The organism is Variovorax sp. Root318D1 (genome assembly GCF_001424835.1).
Taxonomy (GTDB): Bacteria; Pseudomonadota; Gammaproteobacteria; order Burkholderiales; family Burkholderiaceae_C; genus Variovorax.
On the sequence record NZ_LMCQ01000004.1, the window covers coordinates 152,452 to 169,700 of the forward strand.

At 63.3% G+C, this 17,249-nt stretch carries 20 protein-coding genes; 7 read left to right on the forward strand and 13 right to left on the reverse strand.

All coding sequences use genetic code 11. The features are described 5' to 3' along the window. The first annotated feature begins 40 nt into the window (after nt 1-40). A complete protein-coding gene (locus ASC78_RS27910) occupies nt 41-313 on the forward strand; it encodes a nucleotidyltransferase family protein (RefSeq protein WP_235505003.1) in 273 nt (90 codons plus the stop codon). Here the strand turns inward: ASC78_RS27910 and ASC78_RS05805 are convergent. The 5 genes from ASC78_RS05805 to ASC78_RS05825 form a co-directional block, all read right to left on the reverse strand. Then, on the reverse strand, nt 292-2,001 hold the full coding sequence (locus tag ASC78_RS05805; RefSeq protein ID WP_082517447.1) for a tannase/feruloyl esterase family alpha/beta hydrolase: 1,710 nt from the start codon (nt 1,999-2,001) through the stop codon (nt 292-294). The two genes, ASC78_RS27910 and ASC78_RS05805, sit on opposite strands and share 22 nt — an antisense overlap. A gap of 67 nt (nt 2,002-2,068) precedes the next feature. Then, the gene (locus ASC78_RS05810; protein ID WP_055797747.1) at nt 2,069-2,530 is read right to left on the reverse strand and encodes a hypothetical protein; all 462 of its coding nucleotides are present in this window, start codon (nt 2,528-2,530) and stop codon (nt 2,069-2,071) included. Beyond that, nucleotides 2,527-3,429, reverse strand: coding sequence for an FAD:protein FMN transferase (locus tag ASC78_RS05815; RefSeq protein WP_055797750.1), 903 nt, complete (start codon nt 3,427-3,429; stop codon nt 2,527-2,529). Before ASC78_RS05815 ends, ASC78_RS05810 begins: the two co-directional genes overlap by 4 nt. After that, nucleotides 3,410-3,925, reverse strand: coding sequence for an FMN-binding protein (locus ASC78_RS05820; protein WP_055797753.1), 516 nt, complete (start codon nt 3,923-3,925; stop codon nt 3,410-3,412). Before ASC78_RS05820 ends, ASC78_RS05815 begins: the two co-directional genes overlap by 20 nt. Before the next feature lie 12 nt (nt 3,926-3,937). After that, entirely contained in the window at nt 3,938-4,855 is a 918-nt protein-coding gene (locus ASC78_RS05825; RefSeq protein WP_157634385.1) for a DUF6662 family protein, read from the reverse strand. 629 nt (nt 4,856-5,484) lie between these two features. Here ASC78_RS05825 and ASC78_RS27370 point away from each other — a divergent pair. Further along, nucleotides 5,485-5,832: a hypothetical protein gene (locus ASC78_RS27370; protein WP_157634386.1), complete on the forward strand. Its 348-nt coding sequence runs from the start codon at nt 5,485-5,487 to the stop codon at nt 5,830-5,832. On the opposite strand, the gene ASC78_RS28345 is transcribed toward ASC78_RS27370, so the two are convergent. The 4 genes from ASC78_RS28345 to ASC78_RS05840 all read right to left on the reverse strand — a co-directional run bounded on the left by ASC78_RS28345 (nt 5,822) and on the right by ASC78_RS05840 (nt 8,252). Beyond that, nucleotides 5,822-6,031 (reverse strand): c-type cytochrome, encoded by a 210-nt coding sequence (locus tag ASC78_RS28345; RefSeq protein WP_082517439.1) that lies wholly within the window; start codon nt 6,029-6,031, stop codon nt 5,822-5,824. The two genes, ASC78_RS27370 and ASC78_RS28345, sit on opposite strands and share 11 nt — an antisense overlap. A gap of 18 nt (nt 6,032-6,049) precedes the next feature. Beyond that, nucleotides 6,050-6,406: a hypothetical protein gene (locus tag ASC78_RS05830; RefSeq protein ID WP_055797755.1), complete on the reverse strand. Its 357-nt coding sequence runs from the start codon at nt 6,404-6,406 to the stop codon at nt 6,050-6,052. Between the two features lie 332 nt (nt 6,407-6,738). Further along, nucleotides 6,739-7,185 carry a hypothetical protein gene (locus ASC78_RS05835; RefSeq protein ID WP_055797756.1) on the reverse strand — a complete coding sequence of 149 codons (447 nt, stop codon included), beginning with the start codon at nt 7,183-7,185 and terminating at the stop codon, nt 6,739-6,741. A gap of 170 nt (nt 7,186-7,355) precedes the next feature. Beyond that, nucleotides 7,356-8,252 (reverse strand): LysR family transcriptional regulator, encoded by an 897-nt coding sequence (locus tag ASC78_RS05840; RefSeq protein WP_055797759.1) that lies wholly within the window; start codon nt 8,250-8,252, stop codon nt 7,356-7,358. Between the two features lie 150 nt (nt 8,253-8,402). Between ASC78_RS05840 and ASC78_RS05845 the strand changes: the two genes are divergently transcribed. Beyond that, nucleotides 8,403-9,056 (forward strand): hydrolase, encoded by a 654-nt coding sequence (locus ASC78_RS05845; RefSeq protein ID WP_055797762.1) that lies wholly within the window; start codon nt 8,403-8,405, stop codon nt 9,054-9,056. A gap of 39 nt (nt 9,057-9,095) precedes the next feature. Here the strand turns inward: ASC78_RS05845 and ASC78_RS05850 are convergent, their stop codons facing one another. The 3 genes from ASC78_RS05850 to ASC78_RS26940 form a co-directional block, all read right to left on the reverse strand. Next, nucleotides 9,096-10,169: a DnaJ C-terminal domain-containing protein gene (locus tag ASC78_RS05850; protein ID WP_055797763.1), complete on the reverse strand. Its 1,074-nt coding sequence runs from the start codon at nt 10,167-10,169 to the stop codon at nt 9,096-9,098. Nucleotides 10,170-10,336: 167 nt separating this feature from the next. Continuing rightward, entirely contained in the window at nt 10,337-10,885 is a 549-nt protein-coding gene (locus ASC78_RS05855; protein WP_235504998.1) for a GNAT family N-acetyltransferase, read from the reverse strand. Nucleotides 10,886-11,029: 144 nt separating this feature from the next. After that, entirely contained in the window at nt 11,030-11,482 is a 453-nt protein-coding gene (locus ASC78_RS26940) for a GFA family protein (RefSeq protein WP_082517440.1), read from the reverse strand. Nucleotides 11,483-11,621: 139 nt separating this feature from the next. On the opposite strand from ASC78_RS26940, the gene ASC78_RS05860 reads away from it, so the two are divergent. Continuing rightward, nucleotides 11,622-12,947 carry an NAD(P)/FAD-dependent oxidoreductase gene (locus ASC78_RS05860; RefSeq protein WP_055797880.1) on the forward strand — a complete coding sequence of 442 codons (1,326 nt, stop codon included), beginning with the start codon at nt 11,622-11,624 and terminating at the stop codon, nt 12,945-12,947. Between the two features lie 152 nt (nt 12,948-13,099). On the opposite strand, the gene ASC78_RS05865 is transcribed toward ASC78_RS05860, so the two are convergent. After that, nucleotides 13,100-13,969: a helix-turn-helix domain-containing protein gene (locus tag ASC78_RS05865; protein WP_055797767.1), complete on the reverse strand. Its 870-nt coding sequence runs from the start codon at nt 13,967-13,969 to the stop codon at nt 13,100-13,102. Between the two features lie 185 nt (nt 13,970-14,154). Between ASC78_RS05865 and ASC78_RS05870 the strand changes: the two genes are divergently transcribed. From ASC78_RS05870 to ASC78_RS05880, 3 genes are all read left to right on the forward strand, one after another. Then, nucleotides 14,155-15,024 carry a fumarylacetoacetate hydrolase family protein gene (locus ASC78_RS05870; RefSeq protein WP_055797770.1) on the forward strand — a complete coding sequence of 290 codons (870 nt, stop codon included), beginning with the start codon at nt 14,155-14,157 and terminating at the stop codon, nt 15,022-15,024. Nucleotides 15,025-15,034: 10 nt separating this feature from the next. Then, nucleotides 15,035-15,823 carry an alpha/beta fold hydrolase gene (locus tag ASC78_RS05875; RefSeq protein ID WP_055797773.1) on the forward strand — a complete coding sequence of 263 codons (789 nt, stop codon included), beginning with the start codon at nt 15,035-15,037 and terminating at the stop codon, nt 15,821-15,823. A gap of 63 nt (nt 15,824-15,886) precedes the next feature. Continuing rightward, entirely contained in the window at nt 15,887-17,227 is a 1,341-nt protein-coding gene (locus ASC78_RS05880) for a metal-dependent hydrolase family protein (protein ID WP_055797775.1), read from the forward strand. Nucleotides 17,228-17,249: the final 22 nt, after the last annotated feature.

Sequence of the window (17,249 nt, forward strand, 5' to 3'; positions counted from 1 at the left end):
ACAGAGGCTTGCCGCCATGGTGACTGCATCGGCTGAGTTGATGGCCGCGCTGCGTGTGGTCCGCTCGCTGGGACTGCAGTCCTGGTGCATTGGCGCAGGCGCCATCCGGTCGTTGGTATGGGACACCCTTCATGAATTCGATCGGCGTTCGCCGGTCGAAGACATGGACGTTGTCTACTTCGACGTCGAGGCTGGTCCGGCACCTACCGGGAGCATCTTGCTGCGAAACGGTTTGGTGAGCGGTGGCCGCGACTGTCGATCAGCGCGGGCTAGGCGCCGACCATCGCCCACTCAGGAAGGCCGGCATTCATAGCTGGACGCCTGCGCACGGTCGCCGCCGATGTAGTGCGGGTAGCCGGGATGGCGGCACATGGGTCGCGAGGCTTGCATTGCAAACGGCGGAAGCGGAACCTTCACAACCTGCACCAGGGCATTCGCGGGTGCGACGCCGGCGCTCACCCATCGGTCCAACGGATCCAGCAGATCCACCATCGTCGGCACTGCGGGCCCGCCAGCAACCGCGCGAGCGTTGCCGGCGTGCGTCGAGCCGGGCGAGACGTAGAGCCGCACCGAGCTTTCGGCTGCCGCTGCGCCCAGGCGCGCGACCAGTGCATCGTAGTATTGAATGCCCATGAGCGCGCTCTGCGCGCGATCGGCGGCGTTCTCGCGCAGGATCAGCTTGCCGCCGCGCGCGAAGAACGCCGACAGGTCCGGGTTCGTGGAGTCCATCAACGCCGAGGTTTTCTGCACCTGGGCGCGAAAATCCTCGGGACGATAGCGGCGCACGTCGTGGTTCTTGTCCCGCGCAATCGCATAGCGGATCCAGTTGCTTCCATAGATCCACTGGGTGGAATTGCGGGCCGCGTCCGGTGGCACGGCGGGTGCTGCCGTGCCGGAAACCCAACGCACCATGCTGACGGCGGAGGGGCCGTCGAGGCTGTCCTCGTGCCCATAGAGCCATTGCGGATAAGCGGTGACGCCGTTGGCAAGGGCGAAGGGGAACACGTAAGGCGAATGGATGGCGCGCATCAGGCGCAGCTCGGCATCGGACAGGCAGTGCATGCCTGCGTCGCTGCCATCAGGGCAGCGCAGGGGCTGCAGATCCACGCGGCCCTGGCATCCCATGTAGTTGTTCACGACGCCATCGGCCAGCCCGTCGAGCGCGTCGCACGCGTCGGAGGTGGCCTTGGCAATGAGCGCGGCTTTCCCGGCCTGCAGCCAGTCCTCGTGCTGCGGGACCTGGTTGCGGACGAAGGCATGGAACAGGCCGGTCCAGTTGATCACCGGGACGACGCTGACGATGCCGTCGTAGTCCGCCGGGAACCGCTGCGCCATCGTCAGCCCTTCGCGGCCGCCTTCGGAACCGCCGAAGTAATACATGCGCTGCGGAGGGCGTGCGTAGTACGCACGCATGATGTCCACGGCCACGTCTTTCACCTTCTTGTAGGACGCGAAGGCAAAGTTCTCGAGCATCTCGTCGTTAAGCGCGAACGCGCCGGGCTCGCCGGGCGCGAACGTCGAGGCCTGGTGGCCGGAATCCTGGCCGAAGGTGGCATAGCCCCGCGCGATGGGGAGCGGATCGTCCGGCGCCGCGTCGCGCAGAGGCGCCAACCCGGTGATCAGCACGCCGTTGAAGCCTCCGCCGCCGTACTGCAGGGCCTTGCCGTCCCAGGTGGTCGGCAGGTTCAACTGAAAGTTGATGGCCTGGGCCGCGGGGTCGCGCGATGCGATGGTGCCGCTGACCTTGCAGAGCTGAGGAAGGGCCGGTTGGAACGCCCCGCCATTCACGGTTGCAGCGGAGGCCGGCGTAAGAACGGCCGAAGTGACCGAAGCCTTGCCGCTGGGCAACCCTATCGCACCCGGTGCGATGACATGGCGCGCGAGGCTGGCGCAGGAGCTTGCGAGTTGGTCGGCGTTCGGGGCCGTGCCGCAGGCCGACAAGGCCAGGGCAAGCAGCGCGAAGCCGGCATGAAGGAATGCGCGAGAAGCGAAGTGATTCATGATGTCTCCATGGTTGCGCCGTCCGCGATTTTGCACGGTCACGTCGATTCGGCCGCACAGGCAGACCTCACTGCTTGCGGCGGCGGCCCAGCACGACATGGATCGGCAGTGCGGCGGCCGAGATGAGCCCTGCGATCCAATGCACCTTGCTAATCCATGGGCGCGCCTCTTCGCCGCCGAAGTAATAGAGTGCGTAGCCCGTCAGGACCATGGCGGCCAGCAGGCCCAGGAAGACAAGACCGCTCTGGTGATTCTTGCGCAGGTGCCACGCACGCACGATGTGGTTCAGCAGCACCGTGCCGACGATCACCAGGAAGCCCATGGCCGCAGCGCCATGAAGGCGCAGCCACCAAGGCTCGGAAGGATGATGCGGGTCTCCGAATTCGCCCGGGACGGCGAGCAAGTAGTGGGCGACCAGCCAACCCGCGCCCGACAGCAACAGCAGTCCCGCTATGCCGTAGACCCAGCTCTCGTGCCTGCGGCCCAGCCGAACGGGCTGTGGCCAGCCGTGGTGAAGAGGCGGCTTCATGCTGCGGTTGCCTCGGCCGGCGTGGTGATGCCGCATCTCCGCATCCCGCGGCTGTCGATCACCATGGCCTGCGCGCGCAGGCGTTCGAGGATGCTTGGCGCGGCCTGCGCTGAAAGCCGCACGATCTTCGTCAACGCGTCGGCCGTCATTCCGTCGGGCGCAACGACCGTGACGCTTTGCCCCCAGCGGACACAGGCGCGCCGCGTGGGATCGACCAGCGGCTCCGTCACACCGCTGCCGGATATCCGGCCCGAGAAATAGCCGCTGGACGTGGCGACGGCGCAATCGCTGAAAACACCGAGCGGCACCAGCGAAGTCGGCGCATCGGGATGGCGCGCATGAATCGGTTGCGGGTCGCCGAAGAAGCGCAGGTCGCCGCCTGCGTTGACGACGGCGCTGGCCAGGCCATGAGCACGCAGCGCGCCGATGGCGCAATCGACGGCATACCCCTTGGCAATGCCGCCCAGGTCGATCCATCCCTTGCGGCGCCAGCGGACGCGATGGTCGGGCAGCAGCACCAGGTCGTCGAAGGTGGCCGCCGCGGCGGTACGCGCCACAGCGCTTTCTTCCGGCCGTGGCAGGAAGCCGTTGCGCATCAAGACATCGGCGATCGTGATGTCGAAGGCGCCGTCCGACAGCGCACTCAGTTTTCGGGCGAAATGCAGGACGCTGGAGGTGTGCGGATGAACGCGGATCTCGCAGCCGGCAATGGCGGCATTGATCCTGGAAACATCACTGTTCGGCGCATGAAAACTCATCAGCCGATCGATCTGCTCGATGGCTGCGAATGCCGCGTCGAGCGCCGTCGGCAGGCCGGCCGATGCGCCGCTCGCGGTGATCTCGACCAGGGTCCCGAGCAGCGGCCTTGCCCGGCGCAGACTATTTGAGCGCAATGGCATAGGTGGCCAGCACACGCTTGACGCCGTCGGTCACGTGCCTGGCGGACAGCGTCGCACCACTGATGTTGTGAATGTCCTGCTCCAGCTTGAGAGGTGCTGCGGTGGTCTTGCCCGTGAACTGCTTGCGCCAATCGGGATTGCGAACCTCGTAGCCATAGGACTCGCGGTAGTCGACGATTTCGATCTGCTTGACGCTGCCGTCGGCACTCAGTCCGACCGCATAGGTGATGAACTCGTGCTTGCCCACCACTTCGTCGAGGATGAACCATCCGCCGCCGCTGGCCTTCCAGGCCTTGATCTCCCTGTGCCGCACGTTGACATCGGTGGCGTCCTCGATCTTCTTGGCCTGTTGATCGGTCAGCGTGATGAACGCCGGCGTCAGCTTCTCGCCAGGGAAAATCGCCTGCTGCGCTTCTTCGGTAGTGAAATAGGTCGTCGCATAAACCGACGTGGAGATCGCGGCAATTGGAAGCCACGCCCATTGATTGAGCTTCATGCCGGGTTTCGGTCAAAAATAGTAGCCGGCCTTGACACGGAGTCGATACCGCTCAAAGTCGTTGTCGAAGATCCGGCCGTCGACGAGGGCACCTGCCACGGTATCCGAGTGACTCTTTGCCCAGGGCAACTGCTCCAGGAACGTGGCCGTGATGAAGAAGTTTTTTCCGCCGTAGTGGATGGTTGGGCCAAAGAAGTAGCCACTGTTCGACTGGTTCTTGAAGAGGTAGCTGTTGTATTCGTGTTCATTGACGAACTCGAACCCGGCCGACCAGTTCGGTGCGAACCGATAGGACAGGGCCGCGTTGAAATTGATGTCGGTCTCGTGCTGCCAGCTTCTGCCCGATGGGGTGCTGTCGTCGTCCAGGTGTCGCCACTCAGGCGCATAGGTGAAGTTGAAGGCAGTGGTCAGCCTGTCGTCCAGAAAGTTCTTCTGCAGGATGATCTTGGTTTCCAGTTCCCTGAACGAGGGACCCACCGTGGGCTCTACGTAGAACGCCAGGCCCACGCCGTCGGTGTAGGGGCTGAGCACTCGGTAGATCGCCTCGCCGGACACGCCAACGAAGCGCGTGCTGCTCCAGCGCGCGTCGGCACCCACGTTCTTGTCGGAAAACTGTTCGGGCGGCGTGGTCGCTCCGTAGGGTCCGTTGTGATAGGCGCGAGCCCACGCATAGTTGGCGTACAGGGCCACCTGGAGCCGGTCGGACACGCCGTATTCGAACTCGGTGCGACCCTCGAGCTGGTCGTAAACCCCCGCTATTTTCTTGTTGCGCCATGTCAGCCACTGTTCAATTTCCATGGCCCCCTTGGGCAACAAGTCCGTTGTGTAGACGTAGCCGAACTGGCTTTCTTCGGCAGAGGCGGTGGCATTCAATCCGCAACCCAGGGCAAGCAGCATCAGGCAGCCCAGGAGGCGAGGCAGGAGGGGCATGGCGGCGTTCTTTCAATCACGAATCAAGCCGAAAATAGTAACGAGAATCACTCAAAATCACGAGCGAATCCGCGCGGCGTTGTCACCCTTACACAGGGTCAGGTGGTAGTCATTCGCGGTGTGCTTGAGACCGTGGTGGCGTTTGCACCGACGGCCGATTTGGTCAATGGCGCGCCTTGCGGCAAACCTCTCGACCGAGGGCCTTCAAACATGCTCGCAGCTCCGGAGTAGCGACCATGCCAAAGCATCGAATTTTCGGGACACCCTCTGTAAAGGCGCATCCGCTGTACGTTCAAAAGGCCGAGCGCAAGAAGCGTACGAAGGAGCAAGGGGTTAGATCACCGGGTGCTCCAGGTATCGACCATCGGCACGATCGTCATCTGAATCGATGATGCGGCGCAGACCGTGTCTCCTTAGTCTCGCGACACATGAACTCTCCCAACTTTCCACGACAGGTTGCCGACGTTCCACCGCGCCTCCATCGCTGTTGCAACGAAACCCTTGCGCATTGCCCCCGCCTTGATCGTCCCCCTGGGTAGCGTCAGCTTGCCAACGATTGGCGAACGAGGGCGCAGCAATTGCGGTGAGCTTTCTCGAAGATCAAACCAACCCACAAGAAGGAACAAGCCATGAATTTTTCCCGCCATCACTCTATGCGCCCAAGAGGGCTCTTGACCGCTGCATTCCTTGGCGTTGCCGCTCTCGTCCAGCAGCATGCGTTCGCTCTCGACGTCAACGATGGCAGCGTCTATTTTTGTCCGACAACGACAACTTCGGCGGGAAGCAAAATGAACGGAATCATGTGCGATGCGGAGCATTGCTACAACAGCCGGTCGCCCAAACTCGACACTGCACAACGGCTCTTCCTGGAATCCGCGAAAGAGAAGTGCCGCTATTTGTCGGATCAGGAAGTCGCGGCCTACTGGCCTGAATACGCGCCCACAACTGCGGCTGCGCCGGCACCCACTACCAAATAGTAAGCCGGTCACCGGCCGCCAGGGCGTTGCTGAGGCCGGCAAGCAGCGGATCCGGATTCGCGGAGGGTCCGTGAGACCGCGTGCCGCTTCGCATCGACTGCAGCGACCAGGCGGTGTAACGCACCTTTTGCCCTGCGAGCCGTGCCGCGCCGGAGTTCGTCCCCTGCAACCCCGGACCGTGGCAACTGGCACATCGCAGCGATCCCCTCCGGCAGCTCTATGCTCGGAACCAGATCTTGAGTGTCACATACACCGCATAGCTCAGGCCAAGCACCATCCACGCCAGGAAAAACATGTTGGCCCAGTAATCGCCAGCATTTGTGGCCAGGGTGTAGATCTGCATCCTGCAAGCCTTGCCGACGCATGGCACCTCACCCCGAACCAGCGCACGCAAAAACTCGAACAGGAAGTAGCAGACCCCGACAGCAGTCACGAGCAATCCCACCGGCCCTACAAGTCCTTCGGTACGTTTGCCGCTCTCATCCCAACGCCCCTTCCGAAGCAGGTTCTGCCCGAACTTGTACCAAGCAAATCCGAGCAGGAGCATCAGCGAGTAGTAAATGGCGGTTCGCATGTCATCGTTGTGCTGTGAGGGGGAGTGCGTCGACAGGATGGAATCTGAGCAACGAACACGCAGTGGCCGGTGAGACAGAGCTCACCGTATGTGCCTACCCGTCCGCCGCGCGCCGGCGGGATATCCAGAGAGCGACTACCAGCCGCCAGACGTCGTCCGCATCCAGCTGAGTCATTTGGCAGCCCGGCATTGCGCGATGCCGTTTGCCGCAATTGTTTTCCCGAGCCAGGTGTTCCGGTCAGGATCAAAACTTGTGCCGATCTCGGCAGGCCGGTTCGCGGATATCGCCGCGGCGTGAGGTGGGGCGGTACGTGCCGTTGCCAGCCTTATGTTCAATCCGCGGCGAGGCGCTTGAACACCGCTTGAAGCAAGCCGAGATTCGACACATCCGCGGCCACTGCATCTCGACGGAACGAGCTGCTGTCGTAGGGCGAATAGCTGTTGATGGGGTTGTCGATGGCCGGACGCACCGGTACGACATAGGTGCGAACCTTGCCATCGAAGCTGTACCGCTCGTTGTTGCGCGGAAGAGGTGTCAGCGCCGAATCCGCTGCCAAGGTGTTGGCAAGATGGCGCCTGATGTTTTCCGTGTTGACGCCGTAGGGGCCCGCACTCTCTACGACAACGCTGTCCGGTCCCGTGCGAGCAGCCAATTTTTCGGCGACGAGATGCTCATTTGTCGCCTGGCTGGTGGCCTCATCGGCGATCGCGGAAGTCATGGTGAGCAGCGGCACGCAGAAGGCGAGTGCAATGCGACCAAAAGGGAAATCCAAACTCATTAAGAACTCCTTCGCCTGGACGGCACGCGGGGAACCGAGGTTATAGCCGAACTGGGCGCCCGGTGTTGGGTGAATGTGCCCTGGCACGCACGAGATATAGCGCCAGGGGCAAGAGCGTGAAGCGTTCCATTGGCTTCACCCTGAGCCGCGCATCAACGTTGATGCGCACTTCACACCGGTGCAGCTCCCGCAAGGTGTGGAGACCGGTCGCAATACTCAATCAGGAGCTCGGTGAGGACCCGAATCTTCCGTGCCGGATGCTGACCGGGCGGGCGGATGACATAGGCACCTGCCGGCGGTGGCGGATGACGTGTCATCACCGGCACCAGTGCCCCGGAGGCCAAATGTTCGTGGGTGAGCCAATCCGGCAAGTAAGCGATGCCGAGTCCTGCTGTGGCGGCAGCGACCAATGCGGTGCCGTTGTCGCTCTTGAATCGCCCCTGCGGATGAACCGTGATGATCCTGTCGCCGTCCATGAGTTGCCAGGCTTCGGTTCCCTGCATAAGGGCTTGGTGGGCGGCGAGCTCATCTGGGGTCTCAGGCGACCCATGCGCCTTGACATAGTCCGGGCTTGCGACCAGCTTCCCTTGGATACGACCGATGCGTCTTGCGATCAAGCCGGAGTCCTGAAGATAGCCAACCCGTATTGCACAGTCATAGCCCTCCCCAATGAGGTCGACGAAGCGATCGCTGTAGCAGGCCTGGATGTGAAGCTGAGGGTGGCGGCGTGCCATCTCCGCGAGGATGGGGGCGAAGTGGGTCGGGCCGAAAGAAAGCGGCGCGGCAACCCGCAAACGGCCGCGAAGCTCGCCGGCGGGAAGGATCGCTTCCCTGGCCGTGTCGATCTCGGCGCAGACCCTGGCCGCATAGTCGCGGAATGTAGCCCCGGCTTCTGTGAGCGCGGCCCCGCGAGTGGATCGCGAAAGCAGCTGGACACCAAGTTCCGCTTCAAGCCGCAACAGGCGACGACTGACGATGGACTTGGCTACGCCGAGCCGGATCGCGGCCGACGAAATGCCCCCTGCATCCGCAACTTCTACGAAGGTTTGTAGCTCTTCGATGTCCAACTGAGCGTTCCTCTTTTCGCGACACAGCTCGCCGCGAAATGGTACTACCGCAGCGAATTCGGGAACAACACAATGCGATCAGGCAACGTCGCCACCGGCGAACGCTTTCGCAAATCAATCCCACTCAACGCAGCAACAAAGGATGCATCAATGACTTTTCGCAACGGCCTTGCTTCACTTCTTCGTCCAGAAGATTCGGTGCTCGTTTTGATCGACCACCAGCCCTACCAACTTGCGAACGTGAACAGCCACGAACCGCAGATGGTGATCAATAACACGGCGGGGCTGGCGAAGGCCGCCAGGGCCTTTGGCGTCCCTACCATCCTGACGTCGGTAGTCGCTGGCCGAGGCGGGCTTCTCTTTCCCCAGATCACCGATGTATTCCCTGAGCATGAGGTGATCGACCGCACGTTCATCAACACGTGGGAAGATCAGAAGGTGGTGAACGCGGTGAAGGCGACGGGTCGCAAGCAGCTGGTCATCGCAGGCCTTTGGACCGAGGTGTGCGTCGCGATGCCGGCAATTCAGGCCCTTGGCGAAGGCTGGGACGTTACGGTGATCACCGATGCGTCGGGCGGTGTTTCAGTCGAGGCCCATGAGGTCGCCATTCAGCGCATGATCGCGGCCGGCGCGAACATGATGACTTGGCTGGCGCTAGCTGCCGAATGGCAGCGCGATTGGGCTCGGACCGATCAAGCCGTTGCACTGACGGAAGTGATCACCCAACATGCCGGCGGCAGCGGCATCGCGTTCCTGTGGGAGCAGCAGCTGCTCAACACGCCTGTGCCTGGCAACGCAGGATGATCCGGAACCGCGATTTTTTGCAGGTTCAGCTACCGCTGTCTACAGGCTTCGTTCCCAGGCGCGTAAATTCCGATTCCATGTGCGAAGCCGGTCGTCCAATGCTTCTCCGCCAGCGCCCGAACTGGTGGCCAAGAGCTGGTCGAGCAGGATCTGCTGATCGGTGCTGAGCTGTTCTGGAAATATCGGCACCAGCGTGACCAGATGGTCGCCACGCGTGCCGCGGCGCTGTACCGGGAAGCCCTGGCCCTTCAAGCGGTAAGACAGCCGGTCGCGGCTGAGCTGCAGCGCCTGGAAGCCGGTGACGGTCGGCACCTTGACCTGCCGATTGGCGATCCATGCGAATCCATCGACCGGCATCTCGCATCGAATGGTGCCGTCGTCGTCGAGCTTGAAGAACGCGTGCTCGGACACCTCGACGCGTATCTCGACGTCGGCGGGAGGGCCATCGGCGCGCACGCGCCGTCCGTCGACATGGAGCAGATCGCCGTCGCGCACTCCGTGCGGAATGCGCACGTTCATCTTGTAGCCGCGCGGCGCCATTTTGCCGACACCGCGGCACGCCGCGCACGGCTGCCTCGCGATACCGCCGCCCAAGCAAGCCTCGCACTCGGCCACGCCGGCGGGCCAACCGAAAAAGGAGCGCTTCGGGATCGCGCCCGACCCCCCGCACCCAGCGCAATTTCCGCCCAGCACCTGGTGCCCGGCACCCGCGCAGGTGGCGCAGATGTCGGTGAACTTGCCCCGCAGCACCTTGATGCAACCGACGGCCGCTTCCTCCAGAGTCATCCTGACCTTGCGGTGCAGGGTTCGGCGCTGCCGTTGCGCTCCGGCCGCGTGGGATGCCGCCGTAGCTTGGTCGGCGTCGAATCCGTCGGGGGTGTTGGTGTCGGGTGCACCGGGCGTGTCGACGTCGGCGGTCGCCGGGGCACCGAATCCGGCGCGGCGGATTTCTTCGAATGCCTGGTTGATGCGCTGCATCTTGGCAACAGCACCGGCGCTGTCATTGCGATCCGGATGCCATTGCGAGGCCAGCCGGCGCCATGCCGCCTTCACCTCGCGCTCGGTTGCGTCAGGTGCCAATCCCAGTTCGGCGAAAGCGTTCTCGGTACCCAAATCAAAAAACCTTATTCAGGCAAGCCGTCCGCGAATGGAACATGGAGGCGGCGGCCTATTGGTGTGAATGTTATCCGAGGGAGCGGTATGCAAGCTGTGTGCCACGCGAGGCGACGCATATTCGACAGGGCAAGAACGTCGCTGTTGGAACGGGGTGCAGGCGCGACCTAGTCTCGACGAACGGGTAGTGTCATAGACAGATAGTCCACCTGGCCCCCGTCCACACGGAAGCAGTCTCGAATAAGTCCGGTCTCCGTGAACCCGGCACGCTCATAGAGCCTGATGGCGACTGCGTTGGAAGCGATGACTTGCAGGTCGATCCACTCCATCTGGTGATCGGCTTTCGCCCAGTCGATTGCCACGTCCAGTAGACGCTGTCCGATGCCCGAGCGCCGCCACTCGCGATGCACACCCATCCCTACCAGGCACCGATGAGCCATGTAGGGAGCCGGATGAGCCCTCAGGTCGACGTGGCCCACAATCCTGTCCTTGCCAGTCAAGGCGACCCAGGCCCGTCGCCATCCTGGAGTGGGAGGAACCACATCCAGGGCTCGGCGGAAGCCAGCTGCTCTCTCGCCTGCAAAGTGGCAGTCCACTCGAGCGATGGGCTGAAACAGAGGCTGTCCTTCGGCCCCGTTGTCGGAAATGTGATCGTTCAAGTACTGCGCGAATTGCGAGAAGTCGCGAGTTTGAAGATCACTGATGCGCGGAGTCATGGGGCGATTGTCTCGCGGACGACTTCTGATCCGAAGTCAGCTTCAGTCAACCGGGCCTAGCTGCTTGCTATTGCCGTTGAGACAAGCTCGCACCGCTCTTCGAAGTCGAGCACGCGCATCACTCACGAACAATGTGTGGAGCACTCACCCTTCAACATGCTTGGAGCCGGATCGGTAGCTCAACCAACCAGCAACAGACGATCGCCCATCTCCATCTGTCGGGTGATTTCGTCCTTCAAGGACAGGCACATCCGAAAAATCGAAGGGGGTCAGACCCTCGATGCAGGCCGCGTTCACACCATACTGGCTGGGTACGGAGCGCCGCGAATGAAATGTGTAGATGCCACACTTCGAGCAAAAGTAGTGCTTTGCTTCACCTGTATTGAACTGGTAAAGCGTGAGGACGTTCTCGCCTGCATGTACGTGGATGTCGCCGAGGTTTGCTGAGACGGCAACCGCGCCACGCATGCTGCAGTACGTGCAATTGCAGCGGCGTGCAGTTCGCAAGCCATCGGTCAACAAGACGGTGAATCGGACAGCCTTGCAATGGCAAGATGCCTGCAGAACGTTGGGGTCGTCAAATCTTGAACTCGTCATCTGCACCTCCTTTATATGGAGTTGAATACGGCGTCGAGGTCTTGGAGGAATATCTTCAGACCAAGGCCATCCTAAAGGACCAACGACCATGACCGAAGCCATGCTGCTGCACCGCCCCGACGGCGATCGAGCTCCAGCCATGTCACAGCCACTGCGCCTTGTCCAGACTTCGCCCAACCCACCGGCCCGTGCCGACGTCGTCGTGATCGGCGGCGGAATCATCGGTGTGTTTACCGCGTACTACCTGGCCCGGCGTGGGTTGTCGGTTGCCGTGGTTGAAAAGGGCCGCATTGGCGCCGAGCAATCGAGCCGCAACTGGGGCTGGTGCCGCCAGCAGAATCGCGACGCGCGCGAACTGCCGATGGCCACGAAGAGCCTGGAGTTGTGGGAGCAGTTTGCCGCGGATACCGGTGAAGACACGGGCTTCAATCGCCACGGGTTGCTCTACCTGAGCGACGACGATGACGAAATCGCCCGCTGGGCCCGCTGGCGCGATTTTGCGAAGACGGCGGGCGTGACCACGCACATGCTGAGCGGCCGGCAGGCCTCGCAGCGGGGTCAGGCGACCGGCCGCGCATGGAAAGGCGGCGTGTTCTCGCCCACCGACGGCACTGCCGATCCCGCCAAGGCGGCGCCCGCCGTGGCAGCCGCGCTGATGAAGCTGGGCGGCAGCGTTCACCAGAACTGCGCAGCACGGGGCATCGAGCTCGAGGGCGGCCGGGTCAGCGGCGTCATCACCGAAGCGGGCACCATCAAGACCCGCACTGCGGTTCTCGCAGGTGGGGCGTGGGCATCCTCGTTCTGCCACCAGCTTGGGGTGCAGTTCCCGCTCGCCACGGTGCGCCAATCCATCGTGCGCGTGTCCCCGCTCGAACAGCGCCTGCCGGACGCCCTGGCGGGCCCGCGTGTCGCCGTTACCCGGCGCCCCGATAACAGCTACATCCTGGCCATCAGCGGCCGTGGGCGCGTGGACCCGACGCCGCAGCTGATGCGCTTCGCGCCGCAGTTCGTGCCCATGTTCGCCAAGCGCTGGCGCAATGTGTTTCCCGGCGGACTGGAAGGCATTCGCTGGGGTCATGAAACTCGCGCGCTATGGAAGCTGGACGCGCCCACACCCATGGAACGGGCGCGCATCCTCGATCCCAAGCCCGACCCGGCGAGCGTGCGCGAGACTCACCGCCGTGCCGTCGACTTGTTGCCCGCACTTGGCAAGGCTCTCATCGCCAGCACCTGGGCGGGCTACATCGACAGCACGCCCGACGGCGTCCCCGGTGTCGGAGAAGTGCCGGGGGTGCCCGGATTCATCCTGGCCGCGGGCTTTTCCGGGCACGGCTTCGGCATCGGTCCAGGCGCCGGCCACCTGATAGCCGACCTGGTCACCGGCGCAGAGCCGATCTTCGATGCCGCGCCTTTCCGGCCGGAGCGGTTCAAAAAGTCGGCCTGGGGCAAGGTGGCTGATTTCTAAAGGCTGCAGGCCACCTTGCGGTTCACCCATCGAGGCCCGAACAGTGATGTTGACTATCAGAAGGTATGAGCCCTGCATCCTCTTGGAGTCAAACCATTTACGCGATGATCAATCACTGCGCATGGAACCGCTGTTTCACTTCTTCTGAGTGCCTAAGACGACTGGCCTTCCCGCGGTATTCCCGTCACAGTGACAGGCGAAGGTGCACGTGTGGCTCGCTTGAAAATCGACGGCGAAATCCCGGTGTGCTCCTTGAAGAAGCGCGAGAAGTTGCCGGGCGCTGAAAATCCCAGGTCGAGCGCCACGTCCGTGAGCTCGCCGCCCTCACTGACGCGCCGCATCGCTTCCTCGACTCTCACCCCGCTCCAGAACACCTGCGGCGTCGTGTGCAGCTGGTCGCGGAACAACGCGAAGAAGTGCGCGCGCGACAGGCCGACCTTGGCCGCGATCTCGTCGATGGTCGTCTTTTCAGACACGTGGGCACGCATGTGGGCGATGGCAGCGCGCAGGCGATGATCCAGCGTGACGCCGATGCCACCCGCAACAGCGGTGGCATCGCCGCCAGTCGTGGAGGCCGCGATGGCGGCCTCCAGTAAGCGCTCGACTTCCTTGTCGATCTGCTCGCGTCCGCCGCCGGCGGAGATCATCAGGTCCAGTACGCGCCAGCACGAACGCCGCAACGCGTCACCGATAGGCACGCGCGGCGATGGAAACCGGAAACTGCGTTCCTTCGTGTGGCTGAGCTCGTCAAGCCAATCCTTCTTGATCATGAAGACGATGAACAGGCTCGGCCCGCTGTCGTCCAGGCGCACCATGTCGTGCGCCTCAAACGCGTTCACGCCCAGCGCCACGCTTTCGCTGTAGGGCACGGTTTCCGTACCGACGTGCGCGCACGCGCGCGCTCCACCCAGCCAAAGGGCGAGCTGCGTTTCCGAGTGCGCGTGCGACACCAGATTGGCGCTCGCCTCCAGGACGATCGCCGTGCCGAACGCGCCTTCGTGGAGTGCATAGGCTTCCTGCATCTGCGTGCTTCATCGAGGTCGTTTGCGGCGATTGTTCCTCCCCACGCCCCTGGCCGGCACAGCGCCTCGGGTAAGTCCTTAGGAGCACACCAGACGATTTGATACGCCGCCGGATCGGCCGATAAGCGCCCTCGGCTCGCCATTTCTAAAGTAGGCGCATCGCTAAAACACAGGAGCAAACCTTCATGCGAATCGCCACTTTCACGAGCGAAGGCCACCGCAAGGTGGGCCTCGTCTCCGCAGACGGGAAGACCGTCACCCCATTGGAGCTTACGCAGGCCCAAGCCGACAGCGGCGTGCTGACGCTGATCGAAGCCCTGGCCGAGGGCGGCTCGCTTCCGGAGGCTGCCGGTCCCGCTGTCAGCCTTGGCGATGTGATGCTCGATGCGCCCTTGCCCAAGCCGCGTCGCAATCTCTGGTGCGTCGGCCGCAATTACCATGCGCACGCCAAGGAATTGGCTGCCTCGGTGTTCAAGGACAACGCGCTCAAAACCGACGAGTGGCCCATTGTCTTCACCAAGGTGCCCGAATGCGTCGTGGGCCCGCATGACGACGTGCTCGTGCCTTCCGAGGTGTCCACGCAGATCGACTACGAAGCCGAACTGGCCGTCGTCATCGGCAAGGGCGGCAAGAACATCATGCGCTCCGCTGCGATGTCGCACGTGTTCGGCTACACGGTCGTCAATGACGTGACCGCGCGCGACGTACAGATGCGCCATGGGCAATGGGACTTGGGCAAGTCCTTCGACACCTTTTGCCCCATGGGCCCGTGGATCGTGACGGCCGACGAGTTCGACGGCACCAGGACGCGCGTGCGCTGCTGGGTCAACGGCGAGCTGCGCCAGGACGGCCCCACCGAGAACATGATCTTCGACATCCCGATGCTGATCGAGACAGTCTCGCGCGGCATCACGCTCTATCCCGGCGACGTCATCGCAACCGGAACGCCGGCCGGCGTGGGTATGGGCATGAGCCCGCCGCGTTACCTGCGCGCCGGCGACGTGGTGCGTGTGGAGATCGATCGGCTCGGCGCCATCGAGAACAAGTTCGTCTGAAGGGCTGCGCATGACGACTCGAGTTCTGAATGATCTGACTGTCGAAATCGACGGTGACGGCGAGGCACTGCTGTGCATCCACGGGTTGGGCGGCTCGTCGAACAACTGGACGCCCGTGTTGCCGGCGCTCGGCAGCTTTCGGCGCATCAGGCCCGACCTGCCGGGCAGCGCGAGGTCACCGCTACCAGCGGACGGCAAGGCCTTGTCGATCGAGCACTACGCAGACGCAATGCTGCAGCTGCTCTCGGCGCTCGACGTCGGGTCGGTGCATGTAATGGCGCATTCGATGGGCACGATCGTCGCCCAGCACTTGGCGGTGCGCAACCCCGGCCTTGTGAAGTCGCTGGCGCTTTTTGGCCCGCTGGCGGCGCCACCCGATGCGGCGCGCCCCAACATCGCGGCCCGTGCCCACGCGGCGCGCGGCGGTGTGGCGGCCATGCAGGAGATCGCCGATGCCATCGTGAAGGCTGCGACCAGCACGCAGACGAAGGAACAGCAACCGGCAGTGCTCGCGCTGGTGCGCGAGAGCGTCATGCGCCAGTCGCCCGAGGGCTACGCGCAGAGCTGTGCGGCGCTCGCCGATGCACAGTCGGCCGCACTCGCGCGCATTGACGTGCCGACGCTGTTGGTCACCGGCGACCAGGACGGCGTAGCCCCGGTGGCCAACGTCCGCGCCATGCACGAACGCATCGTCGGCAGCCGCCTCGTCGTCTTCGACGGATGCGGCCACTGGACGACTTTCGAGCAGCCGCAGCGCTGCGCACAAGAACTCGATGCCTTCTACGCGGCACTGCGCTGAGACGGCGCGAAGCCCCCTTTTTCGACAACCCATGGCCGGCAGCACGAGCCGGAGGAGACAACGATGACCCGTATTGCATTTACCAACGTCCGCATCTTCGACGGCTCGGGCGAGGAGCCCTACGCCGGCGACCTCCTCGTCGAGGGAAAGCGCATCGTAGAAGTCGCTCGCTTTCCAAAGCGCGTGAGCACCGACGACGCGCGCGTGATCGACGGCAAGGGCCGCTTTCTCATGCCGGGCATGACCGAGGCCCACACGCATTTCTCCTGGAACGACCAACCCTCCCTTGCGGCCATCCAGTTCATGCCGCCCGAAGAGCACATGCTCTGGTGCGTGCGCGTCGCCAAGCGCTACCTCGACATGGGGTGGACCTCGGCGATCGGCGCGGCAGCGGCCAAGCCGCGGCTCGACGTGGTCTTGCGCAACGCCATCGACGCGGGAGAATTCCCCGGTCCGCGCTACCTGGCGGGCAGCCAGGAGATCACCACCATCGGCGCGCTGGGTGACAACACGCTGCCGCACATGAAGTTCGAGGAACTCAGCTTCGGCAGCGTGTGCAGCGGCCCCGAAGAGATCCGCAGGTCGGCCCGCACCTTCATCAAGTACGGCGTCGACCACCTGAAGATCAACCTTTCGGGCGAGTACATCGCCGGCCTGCCGGCGGAGATGTCGCCTTTTGCGGAGGACGAAGTCGCCATGCTGGCGCAAGAAGCCAAACGCTACGGCAAGCGCATGGCGGCACACGCGCGATCGAGCGAGTCGGTCAAACAATGCGTGCGCCACGGCATCGAAATGGTCTACCACGCGAGCTTTGCCGATTCGGAAGCGCTGGACATGCTGGAGGCGGCCAAGAACCAGCACTTTGTCGCGCCCGGCATCGGCTGGCTGATTCGCACGACCTACAACGCGGCTGAATACGGCATCACCGAGGCCGTGGCGACGCAGATGGGCTACAAGCGCGAGCTGGAGATTGCGTCGGCCTCATTGCGCGAGATGCACAAGCGCGGCATTCGCATCCTGCCCGGCGGGGACTACGGCTTTGCATGGATGCCGCACGGCACCAATGCCAACGACCTCCAGTACTTTGTCGACTACATCGGCATGACGCCAAAGGAGGCATTGATGGCGGCAACGCGCCTGGGGGGGCAGATCATGTTGCGGCCCGACGAACTGGGGCAGTTGAAGGCGGGCTTTCTCGCCGACATCGTGCTCATCGACGGTGACCCGCTGCAAGACCTTTCGCTTTTGACGGATCCGGCCAAGGTGCAACTGGTCATGAAGGACGGTGTGATTCACAAGGACTGCGCGACGCCTGTTCCCTCGCACGCGGCGCTACATCTGGAAGGCGCTGACACACCGCTGCAGGAACAAGGCGTCAAGGAAGCCTTAGCAGAGATGCACTGACGGCGGCTGGTCCGGCTGCTCG